This window comes from Caldisericaceae bacterium (assembly GCA_036574215.1).
Lineage (GTDB): Bacteria > Caldisericota > Caldisericia > Caldisericales > Caldisericaceae > Caldisericum.
The window spans coordinates 1-10,855 of the sequence record JAINCR010000052.1 but is presented as its reverse complement, the minus strand read 5'-3'; the positions used below and the strand labels follow the sequence as shown (position 1 = coordinate 10,855).

Below are 10,855 nucleotides of genomic sequence, written 5' to 3'. Positions count from 1 at the left end.
TTCTAATGATTTTATCTTTTTTGTCAAGAGGCAGTATAGTTTGTTATATGTTTTTGATACTATAAATAAAAAAGTTAAAGCTTGAGTCAATCAAAACCTATTGATTACATAATTGCATAGGCAATTTCTTAATTATTTTTCTACTTTCCATCCATTGAATTTAAAATTCATCTCTTTATTAGATACCCAATAGCATGCTAACAGTTTCAGGAGAGGATCTTTCTTTCTCTGTATCAAAATCTCTCCCTCTAAGGGCAAGATATGCATACTTCAACCTTCCTCTCAAAAATCCATAGGCAATGATTGAACGGACTAAGTGTTCAGGTTCAGGTTCTATTCTTAATACATTGAAAGGTGAAGGATCATGTTTTTCTCCTGTAGGTGGTACACGAGAACGCTTGCAAAAAGTCTCGATTTCTTTTCTTCCTTCATCCCAGTAAACCGACATCAAAGTCATTATGAAATCAGATTGATTAAGCACCTTGCCTTTGGAATTAATTCTCACAAAAATCTCTGCTACCTCTTCTAAGTCTACTTGAGAAGATAACTCAATTGACTGAATCTTGTAAGATAAGATGTTATACAACCTTTCTATGTTTTGAGCGATAGCATTCTCATCAAAGCTAATGCCATTTTCTTTAAATTTTTCAAATAGCGCATTTATAAAAGAAAACGCAGCATTGCTTTCAAATATAGTGGTTATATCTGAAATCCATTTAGGGTCTTTTTCTATAGCAGCATCTGAAACTTCAAATTTTTCTTCAAAAGGGTTGAATGCGATTTTTATAAGCCTTTCATTAAAATTCTTTTTCAAAACCTCTTTTCCTTTTATTACAGAATAAAGAGATGTGAGTCTTTGTTGCCCATCAATAACAACATATTTCGGGTTTGCAGTATGATTTTGAGTAATTGGTTTTATTGGTGTGCCTTCATAAATCTCCCATAGAATAAGTATTCCAATCGGCATACCTTTGAAAAGTGAGTCAAATAGATCCCTTACCTTGACATCGTTCCAAACAAAAGGTCTTTGTAATTCAGGTAACGCAATTAAACCTGAGTCAATGTACTCTACAAGTTGAGAAATTGTAAATTCTGAAGACTTAAATAATACTTTAGATTCCATTATTTAGGACCCCCTTTAAGCTAAATTTATTTCTTCTTAATTTAAATACATTTAACGCAAAATTTACCAAATTTTAAACTAAATAATTCAAATGTAAGTGCAGGATCTCCATACATTTTATAAATAATGGCAATATTTGGAAAATTCGTAAACCTTTCTAGGAAGGATTTTATAGTTATACAAAATTGATGAAGCTTTTGGAAAATAAATTGCTTTTTCATATAATTGTTTTAAAGGAGGAACTAATGAAGAGAAAGATAAGTTTTGCGAAAATTTTCATCTTAGGCCTTGGGTTCTTTGGCATTTCAATTATTTGGTCGCTTTACAACGCCGACGTTCCACTTATTCTCAATTTACGTTATCACCTTTCTTACTACTTAATCGGATGGGTAATGAATCTCGATAACATCCTTGCAATTACAATCATTCCACTTGTAGGGGCATTCTCAGATAGAATAAACACCAAAATTGGGAAAAGGATGCCTTTTATTATAACAGCGCTACCAATTGGAGCGATATTTTTTATCCTTCTTCCTTATGTATCAAATCACTATTCATTTTACGTATTTTTTACCACACTTTTCTTGATGAATTTCTCGATGGCAGTAGCTAGAGCGCCAGTAATTGCGCTTATGCCAGATGTTGTTCCATCAGAGGAAAGATCACCTGCAAATGGAATAATAAACTTTATGGGTGGCTTTGGATCATTACTTGTATATTTCCTTTTAGGAAGAATTTCTTCAGTTAATAGACAGTTAGGTTTTGGGCTTGCAAGTTTAATTCTTGTAGTATCTGTTATAATACTCTTTATTTCAATAAAAGAAAAAAGGGATGCTATTTATGCACCAGAAACAAAATCAACTGAGCCAGTTTTTAAACAAATTGGCAAATTATTCAAAAAAGAAAACTTTAACCTTCTTTTTGTGCTTTTATCAATACTGTTTTGGTTTATTGCATTCAACTCAGTTGAAACATTTTATGTTGTATACATGGTAAAAGAAACAGGTCTTGCAGGAGAAACTGCTGAAAAATTAGCCAAATTTAATTTAGGACTGTTTTCGCTTTCTTTTATGATTTTTGCTCTTCCATCTGGGTATATTGCAAAAACTCTTAAAAGAAAATACACAATTCTTACAGGCTTATTTGGACTAATTATTGTTTTTGGATTGATTACTATTTTAAAAAGTGTTTCTTTGCATAAATATCTTTTCATAGTCGGCGGAATTTGCTGGGCGCTTGTCAATATAAACTCGCTTCCAATGGTGCTTGATTTAGGAACCTTAGAAACGCAAGGCACACATACTGGTTTTTATTACTTTTTCTCTCAATTTGCAAATATTGTTGCACCTCCATTGGCTGGTTTTATATCAGATAAAGCACACACTACCTTTGTAATATTTCCATTTGCGATTGTATTTATCACAATTGCAATAATTCTTATGTTTAATGTAAAAGGAGGAGAAGCAATTGAAAATAATAGGACATAGAGGTTGTATTTACGAAGTAGAAAATACGTTGAATAGTTTTGAAAAGGCTTTTGAATTAGGAGCAGACGGAATCGAAATTGATACCCAATCTACCTTAGATGGAACTATTGTAGTATCGCATGATGAAAACCTAAAAAGACTTATAGGATATGACTTTAATATAAGACAACATACTTTCTTAGAGCTTTCTAAAATTAACATTAACGGAAACACTGTTCCAACACTTACCAGCATTTTGGAAATTGCGAAGTCTAAAAATAAAATCGTTGATGTTGAACTTAAGAACCCAAAAGATCTAAAAAAAGTTGCTAATATTGTTAAAAACTTCAATTTTGACTTATTTTTTATTTCTTCCTTTTATCATGATGCAATTTTTGAAGGAAAAAAAGTATTCAATAACTTACAATTTGCTTACCTTTATTATCATAAACCCAAAGATGTCTTGCAGTATGCAAGAGAAATTGATTTTTTAAAACCTAACATTGGATACCTAACAGAGGACTATAAAGCATTTTCATCTATAACCATTCCCTGGACAGTTAACGAAGCAAAAGAATTTGAATTAGCAAAATCAATAGGTGTATATGCAATCATAACCGACGTAGTTGATACAATGCGCAATTTAGACAATAAAGTAGTAAATGAACAAAACATTTACATTACGTATTTAAAAAGCATGATAGTAAAGAATGAAAGTTCGTTAAACGAGGGTAGACTTACAATTTTTAATAAAATAGCTAATTTACACATAGAGGGAATATTACTAAATGATAAATTAGTTGATATAGGGAAAAGTTATCCGTTTGTATTTGCTGTAGGCGAGAAATTAACAATAATTACCCAAAAAGTTGAAAACAGTAGTGTTCTAACAATAATAACTAAAGAGATAGGCAAAGTCTCTGTTAAAGTAACCGAATTATTTGAATCTTAAGTGAATTGTTCATTTAAAAGGCAAGGAGGAACCGAGAAGGATTTGTAAAAACTAATTAAAAGTAAAAGATCTTTAGTTAAATTGTTTGAGTAAAACAAAACACTATTATACTTAAAATATGAAACTTGTTATTGTTTCAAATAGATTACCTGTTCACTTAACAGAGGAAAAGGAAAAAAAGATTTTTAAGCAAAGTCCTGGTGGGCTTGTGCAAGGTTTAAGCTCCTCTATTGGAACAATTCTAGAAATTACTAATTCAAAAGAATTCTACTGGGTAGGATGGCCTGGTGAAACAGTTTCTTTAGAAGAACAAGAGAGTGTAAAAAACTACCTATTTGAAAATTTTAATGCAATTCCTGTTTTCTTAACAAAAGAAGAAATGGACGATTTTTATTTAGGTTTTTGCAATACTTCTCTTTGGCCAATATTCCACTCATTTACATCGTATGCAAAATTCTTTAACGAGCAATTTAATTCTTATATAGAAGTCAATAAAAAGTTTGCATCCACTCTTGTCAATATTTTAGAAAAAGACGACATTGTATGGATGCATGATTACCATTTAATGCTATTGCCATACTTTCTAAAAAAGAATAACACTTCAGTAAAAGTAGGTTTCTTTTTACACATTCCTTTTCCTTCGTACGAGATATTTATTCAAATCCCAAAGAAAATGAGAGAAAAAATCCTTGAAGGGCTCCTTAATGCAGATCTAATAGGGTTCCACACCCATAGATACCGTGAAAATTTTATTAAGACAGTTAGGAATAGTTTACCTATTGAAGAAGATGGAGGCACAATAATTTACAACGATAGAGTAAGCCGCACAGGTGTTTTCCCAATAAGTATTGATTTTGATAGATATGCAAACGCTAAAGACAATCCAAAGGTGAAAGAAAATTTACAAAAGCTAAAAGGGGAGATCTATGGTAAAAAGGTAGTGTTATCTATCGATAGACTCGATTACTCAAAAGGCATAGTCAATAAACTACGTGCAATTGAAAGATTCTTAGAAAAATACCCCGAATTTCAAAAAAACATTATATTCATTGTAGTTGTTGTTCCATCAAGAATTGGTGTAGATAAATACAATGAAACAAAAGAATACATCGAATATTTAATTGGAAAAATAAACGGCAAATTCGGAGAAATTGGATGGGTTCCTATAAACTATCTTTTTAAGAATTTGCCTTTTGAAGAACTTGTGCCACTTTATATCATTGGTGACGTTTTGCTTGTAACGTCACTTGCAGACGGCATGAATCTTGTATCAAAAGAGTTCCTTGCAACTTCTAAAGATGGCGTTCTTATTTTAAGTGAATTAACAGGTGCAGCAGAAGACTTAAGAGATGCGATGATAATTAGCCCTAATGATATTGAAGATATTGCAGATAAATTAAAAATTGCATTACAAACCGATAAAAAAACTCAACTGGAGAATAACAGAAACGCAATTGAATATCTTAAAAAATACGATATAAAAAAGTGGACCACGAGTTTCCTCACAGAGTTATCACAAACAGTAAATTTTAATCCTATCTATTTAAACTCAGAAGAAAAGGAAAATATTATAGAAAATTTCGTCAAAGCCCAAAAGAAAGCCTTAATATTAGACTATGATGGAACCTTAGTTCCCTTTAGCAACTTAAGAGAGAAAACTTTTCCAGGTAAGGATTTAGTAGAACTATTAAAAGATTTTGTTAAAAATGATACCTATATTGCAATTTCAAGTGGAAGAAGAAAAGAAAGTTTAGAGCAATTTTTTAAAAACTTTCCTATTACATTAATTGCAGAGCATGGAGCATTTGTAAAAGAGCCGAACACGGATTGGAAAGAAGCTTTCGACTGGGTAGATACCTCATTTAAGGAAAAAATTATTGATATCCTAAATCTTTATAAAGACAGAGTGCCAGGTGCAGAGATAGAAGAAAAACAATTTTCAGTTGTCTTCCATTATAGAAATGCTAAAAAGGAAATTGCTCTTCCTGCTTCAAGAGAACTATACGACATTCTTGTTCAACTTACTGCTAACACAAACGCCCTTGTTTTAAAGATAAACAATGGAATTGAAATAAAACCACAAGAAATTAATAAGGGGATTTTTGTTTCTCAAGTTGCAAAAAGAGGATACGATTTTATTCTTTTTGCAGGTGACGATTCTGTAGATGAAGAAGCCTTCAAAGTCTCAAATAAATACGGTTATTCAATAAGAGTTGGTAAAACAAACTACACTAATGCTAAATACTATGTAAACTCAACTGAAGAACTCGTAAGTTTCCTAAAAGTTCTTTTAAATTCAATTTCAAAGAAAGAGAAAGGTTCCTATATAAAAAATTTAATTAAAAGACTACTAAAACTAACCTAAAAGCTCTTAAATTTTTATTCATGAAGTAGTTTTTCACTTTTTTATCCATTCAATACGTGTTCTTCCAATTACAGAAACTACGATAGAGATTTGTTTATTAAAGTTTTTTGTAACTAAATTAATATGCCCACCGCCTTGAAATGGGTTACCTACGTTGTTAAAACTCAAATCAATATATAAGTTGGGAGGCGTACTATTTATTCCAAAAACAACAGATTCTGGAACATTTTTGCCAAAAGCCATAGGAAAACCTATATTTGGAGGAAGTTTTCTCTCAATTAACTTTCCTTTACCCAATACTAAATTTGCTTCCTCACTTGCCTCAATAATATACCTATTTTGACTTGGGTAAAATCTTATTCTAAAACGTGCTACACTGTCGGAACTATTTGTGATTGCAAGATTTTGGATGAGCAATATATCCTCCTGAAGCTGAACTGAAGCATTGTAAAGTGCATAGTCAACAAGAACGTTTGATAAAACTGGAACACCAATTGTTGTAAAGAATATAATTATTGTAATAACAACTATTAACTCTAAAAGAGTAAATGCACTATGTCTTTTCTTAAAAACACCCATTTTCAATTATAAGTTTAACAAAATATACACACTTTTAAAAACTTCTTAAAAAATCGTTATTTAATTACCACAACTTCTACCCTCCCAATTGGAGAGATAACAATTTTTTCTTGTTTTATACCATTGCCCAATTGAAGATAAATTTCTACAAAGCATGGTTGTGAATTAGCTAAATTAATAAACCGCCCAACACTATCAAAATTAAAAGATTGTGGAAAAGTAGTGCTTACTCCATTTACCTTAAGGTCGTAAATTTCTATGTCCAAGGGAAGATTCCTAATAACAACGTTTGTAATGTTTTCATCTTCTTGAACTTATAGGAATAATTATCAAGGAAAGTGATTTTGAATTTATCGTTTGTGCCATGAGTAATAGAAAGATTCTGTAATAGTAGTAAATCTTGTTGGAACTGTATAGTTGCATTTTCAATATGTCGCTTACCTGCTAAATCTGAAGCAAATGGCAAAACCAAACTCAAAAATACTGCAACGATTACTATCACTATAAGAAGTTCTAATAGAGTAAATCCCTTTTTACGGATTATTAAATTCATCGAAAGATATTTGCTCCCATGTAGAGTGCGATTCTTGAACTTCTCTAATGCTATTTTTTAGTGTAAAGGATTCTCCAGTAATATCTAGATTAGGCATATTTGTGATAGGCTGAAAGGTAATAGTATAACTACCACTTACGGTAATCTTTTCTTTTGTGACAATAGCCCCAGTTATACTAAAACTACCTGTTCCAAATTCCATTCCTCCAGTTGCATAGAATAAACCACTCAAATTACCGTTTCCATTGGATTTAATTATATCGCCATTAACAAGAATAGCAAGACCACCTTCGTTAGTTACGTTTGCACTTCCATTAATGGATAAATCACCATTAATAACAATTGCACCTTGGCAGTTAAAATTAGCATTTATTTTAATTTGCTCACCACTATCAATCATTCCGTTTCCGTTTCCACCATTTAAAGGACTGTCAGCATCTAAGTAATAAACAACCGCTTTAATATTGTCTCTTAAATTGTTAACCGTAATGGGATCCAATGTCAAAAATAACCCTGTTCCATTCATAAGATCGGAATAGAAGTTTTGAATACCATTTACAGTAGAAGAAACATCTTGTGCACCAAGGTACGACTGTATAATTGATTGCAATATCGGACTATTAGTATTTGGAAAACCGGTTACAGTTCCATTGTACGGAAACTGTCCTGTTTTAAACCTATTAGCTAATGCCTTGTAATACACAAGATCTAATTCAGGGAATCCTTTGTCTTGAACTTGAGTTTTAGAGCCTGTAACCTGTCCTTTGCCAACCCAACCACCTACTGATTCAAGATTACCATTTTGCACCCTTACTTTCGATGGAGAACTTCCCAAATCTACTATCCCACCACTGTATATACTCCCATCAATAGCTTTAGAATTACCACCAAACTCAATGTCATTTCCAGAAAATACAGCGTAGTTAAAGGCTTCGTTTTGATTTGTTGGATTGTATTGGTTTTTCTTTTCGTAAGTTATCCCATACTCTGTTTTAATAGCGCTTCTTGCCAATACTTTTGATTTTGCAGAGCTATCATAGATTGTCCCAAGCGCATATACCACAATGTATATGTGTTTTTCACACTCAACGCCAGTATCAGGATCCCATATGTCTTCGTCTCCTTTAGGTAATCTTTTAATCTTTACCCAATAGGTTGAATAAGGATTTGTTGAATAACCGTATTCCCCACAATCAACGACGTGGTTAGGAGCATTCTTAATAATTTCTTTTACTTTTGCTACTGTTAAATAGTGGTCAGTATCGGTAGGTAAAATAGTATTACTTGCAAAATCTGTATTACGGATATCAAATATTGCCTGCGAAAGACCTGCCTCTGCTACTGCCAGAGACCTTTTTGAATTTGCACTTGAAACAAGTATTTGGTTCTGAGGTATGACTCTTAAGATAATTCCTATGATTGATAGAAAAAGAGCAGAAGAAAAAAGCACTACCCAAACGAGGACAAATCCCTTTTTATAATTTTTATTCATTTTTATCCCTCCTTTCAAGGACAAAATTTTCATACCTTACGGATTTTCTTCAGGAGAGTTGCGTGAATATATAAGCGAAGTAAAGGAAACAATATTTTTTGCACCAAAATAACTAGTCTTTCCAACTATAATCACAACAACCTTACCACCTTGCCTTATAAAATAAAGTTTTACAATCTGGTTCATATCCTCAGTTATCGGTTGACTGCTTATTAAAGAAGGTGGGGTTGCTGTAAAGTCATTAGATATTTCTCGGTAAATAGCAAATTTTTGGGAGCCAGTTCCTTTAAGAATATACCTTACTTGTGTTCCACCAGATTTACTAAAGATAAGTTCTTCTTCCATTGTATTATCTTCAGGTTTTAAGATAATTGCACCCCCTTCTGGGTTACTTGATTCTCTGAAATCTTCAGTAATGCGGTCAAGTGCTAAACGGAAGTTTTGCTCAATAACAAGTTGTTGCTCGTAAAAGGCTCTTACAGTATAAAAACGGGAAAACGTTGCAAGAGCCATGATAATAACTATAATAACTATCGATAGAGATATTATCAATTCTAATAAAGTAAAACCGTTCCTTTTTTGCAAATCAAATTTAACTCCCTTTGGCACTTTTTAATGTAGTTACTGTTACGTTTTTTTCAACACCATTAACACTCCAATAAATAGTAACCGTAATTTCATAGATTTTATTTGATAAAGATGAAATACCCGGTGTTTTATCGACTATCACAACTCTACGGTAATAATGCGGGAAAACTTCCTTATGCAAAATAATTGTATAATCATAATACGTATAACCTGTAACAAGATCTGTTTGGAGAACAGGCTGAATTTCAATACTATTTGGTAGAATCAGTTCTGGTAGACTTTCTGAATTTTCCACATTAAGAATTTTTGTTATGTGCTCTATTCTATAAGATGTATCAACCTTGCCAGAGTCGTAAATAGCTGGGTTAGTATTTGTATCATGTGGATAATTAGGCGCAGAATAAGTTAATCCTGTTGGATAGTAACCACCTTTAACAAGCGAATCCAATACTGGCATAGAAAAATTCCTTAAATCTTCAAGTTCAAATTGCGCAAGGCTTTGACCAATAGCTTTATAATTTAATTGTTTTACAGAGCCGTAGTATGAGTAATATCCTCCAAGAAGGTAAATAACAGCAACAAAAAATACTGTTAATGCAACAATCACCTCAACTAAGGTAAAACCCTTTAATCCTTTTTTATTTGTAAACCCCCTGCCTATGTTATTCATATTAAATTTTACGACTTAAAAAAAATTGTCAAGAGATATCGAATAAAGATTGACAAATTTATAGAATTACCTACAAATTTAAAGAGTTATAAAAATCAAATTCTAAACTTTTTTAAAAAGTTCTTTATAGTCAAAAGCAGTCTCATAAATTTGCTTAACTAAACTTCTATCTAAAGGTTCTCTTGCTTCTATAGTATCTTTATTCTCATCTAAAAAAGCCATGTTTACAAATTTTTCAAGGTCGGGACTCTTTACCCTGTAATGTTTAAGAGACTCAAAAGCATCGACATTCTTAAGAAAATGGACAAGTCTTTCAATAGTTTTGGTAGGAGAACCTGTTGAAAACAACGCCTTACCTAATGCTTTTAATCTATCTGAATGAATGTCTTTTGTATGATATAAAAAAGAAGGAAGTAAGATTGCTAACCCTCTTCCATGTGAAATTTGAAAAAGACCTGATATGGGATGCTCTAATCTGTGCATGGGAAGCGGTCCTCTCCTTCCTGCATTGGGTATGCTAGAAAGTGCAAGTGCAGAAATCCAAGAGAGGCTTTCTCTTGCTTCTATATCACTTGGATTGTTGTATACAATTTCTCCAAAGTATAGTGCTTTTTTCATTAAAGCTTCTGAGATTGCATCAGAAACAGGTGCAGAACTTTTAGAAGATAGATAGCTTTCTAATATATGTGTAAACATATCTACAACGCCATCAATGGTTTGTTTTTTGGGGATTGTCAAGGTAAGAAGAGGGTCTATAATAGAAACTGTAGGGAAGAGTGCTCTATCAAATACACCTCTTTTATCTCTTGTTTTTGAGTTTGTAATTACAGCTGCTGCATCTAACTCAGAGCCTGTTGCTGCAACTGTAATCACTGCAAGTAGCGGAAGAGTGTTTCCTTTAATAGTGTATTTTGGTGGTCTTTCAAAATAATCCCAGGAACTTTTATTACTAACTGCAATCACTTTAATGATTTTTGCTGCATCAATAACACTTCCACCACCAATTGCAATAACAAAATCAACACCATTTTCTCTTGCAACTTTACCTGCTCTATCAACAGTATCAG

Annotated in this window: 11 protein-coding genes; 3 read left to right on the top strand and 8 right to left on the bottom strand. The window is 32.2% G+C overall.

Going from position 1 to position 10,855, the window contains the following annotated elements:
• Window positions 1-178: 178 nt before the first annotated feature.
• Complete coding sequence (locus K6343_03270; GenBank protein MEF3244989.1) at window positions 179-1,123, bottom strand: DUF262 domain-containing protein; 945 nt, start codon at window positions 1,121-1,123, stop codon at window positions 179-181.
• A gap of 245 nt (window positions 1,124-1,368) precedes the next feature.
• Here K6343_03270 and K6343_03265 point away from each other — a divergent pair, with 245 nt between their 5' ends.
• From K6343_03265 to K6343_03255, 3 genes are all read left to right on the top strand, one after another.
• The gene (locus tag K6343_03265; protein MEF3244988.1) at window positions 1,369-2,610 is read left to right on the top strand and encodes an SLC45 family MFS transporter; all 1,242 of its coding nucleotides are present in this window, start codon (window positions 1,369-1,371) and stop codon (window positions 2,608-2,610) included.
• Complete coding sequence (locus tag K6343_03260; protein ID MEF3244987.1) at window positions 2,591-3,541, top strand: hypothetical protein; 951 nt, start codon at window positions 2,591-2,593, stop codon at window positions 3,539-3,541. The genes K6343_03265 and K6343_03260 overlap by 20 nt, the downstream gene beginning before the upstream one ends.
• A gap of 118 nt (window positions 3,542-3,659) precedes the next feature.
• Window positions 3,660-5,906, top strand: coding sequence for a bifunctional alpha,alpha-trehalose-phosphate synthase (UDP-forming)/trehalose-phosphatase (locus K6343_03255; protein ID MEF3244986.1), 2,247 nt, complete (start codon window positions 3,660-3,662; stop codon window positions 5,904-5,906).
• 33 nt (window positions 5,907-5,939) lie between these two features.
• On the opposite strand, the gene K6343_03250 is transcribed toward K6343_03255, so the two are convergent.
• The 7 genes from K6343_03250 to K6343_03220 all read right to left on the bottom strand — a co-directional run.
• Window positions 5,940-6,485 carry a prepilin-type N-terminal cleavage/methylation domain-containing protein gene (locus tag K6343_03250; protein ID MEF3244985.1) on the bottom strand — a complete coding sequence of 182 codons (546 nt, stop codon included), beginning with the start codon at window positions 6,483-6,485 and terminating at the stop codon, window positions 5,940-5,942.
• A gap of 56 nt (window positions 6,486-6,541) precedes the next feature.
• Window positions 6,542-6,751 (bottom strand): hypothetical protein, encoded by a 210-nt coding sequence (locus K6343_03245; GenBank protein MEF3244984.1) that lies wholly within the window; start codon window positions 6,749-6,751, stop codon window positions 6,542-6,544.
• A complete protein-coding gene (locus K6343_03240) occupies window positions 6,742-7,038 on the bottom strand; it encodes a prepilin-type N-terminal cleavage/methylation domain-containing protein (GenBank protein ID MEF3244983.1) in 297 nt (98 codons plus the stop codon). Before K6343_03240 ends, K6343_03245 begins: the two co-directional genes overlap by 10 nt.
• Window positions 7,019-8,530 (bottom strand): hypothetical protein, encoded by a 1,512-nt coding sequence (locus tag K6343_03235; protein MEF3244982.1) that lies wholly within the window; start codon window positions 8,528-8,530, stop codon window positions 7,019-7,021. Before K6343_03235 ends, K6343_03240 begins: the two co-directional genes overlap by 20 nt.
• A 36-nt stretch (window positions 8,531-8,566) precedes the next feature.
• Window positions 8,567-9,115, bottom strand: a complete 549-nt coding sequence (locus K6343_03230) for a prepilin-type N-terminal cleavage/methylation domain-containing protein (GenBank protein MEF3244981.1) — start codon at window positions 9,113-9,115, stop codon at window positions 8,567-8,569.
• 7 nt (window positions 9,116-9,122) lie between these two features.
• The gene (locus K6343_03225; GenBank protein ID MEF3244980.1) at window positions 9,123-9,788 is read right to left on the bottom strand and encodes a prepilin-type N-terminal cleavage/methylation domain-containing protein; all 666 of its coding nucleotides are present in this window, start codon (window positions 9,786-9,788) and stop codon (window positions 9,123-9,125) included.
• A 102-nt stretch (window positions 9,789-9,890) separates the two neighbouring features.
• Window positions 9,891-10,855 (bottom strand): iron-containing alcohol dehydrogenase (locus K6343_03220; GenBank protein ID MEF3244979.1); only part of this gene is annotated, 965 nt, incomplete at its 5' end.

Coding starts and splice junctions, on each gene's coding strand:
- K6343_03270 (MEF3244989.1), bottom strand. CDS start 1,123: ATGGAATCTAAAGTATTATTTAAGTCTTCAGAATTTACAATTTCTCAA.
- K6343_03265 (MEF3244988.1), top strand. CDS start 1,369: ATGAAGAGAAAGATAAGTTTTGCGAAAATTTTCATCTTAGGCCTTGGG.
- K6343_03255 (MEF3244986.1), top strand. CDS start 3,660: ATGAAACTTGTTATTGTTTCAAATAGATTACCTGTTCACTTAACAGAG.
- K6343_03250 (MEF3244985.1), bottom strand. CDS start 6,485: ATGGGTGTTTTTAAGAAAAGACATAGTGCATTTACTCTTTTAGAGTTA.
- K6343_03240 (MEF3244983.1), bottom strand. CDS start 7,038: ATGAATTTAATAATCCGTAAAAAGGGATTTACTCTATTAGAACTTCTT.
- K6343_03235 (MEF3244982.1), bottom strand. CDS start 8,530: ATGAATAAAAATTATAAAAAGGGATTTGTCCTCGTTTGGGTAGTGCTT.
- K6343_03225 (MEF3244980.1), bottom strand. CDS start 9,788: ATGAATAACATAGGCAGGGGGTTTACAAATAAAAAAGGATTAAAGGGT.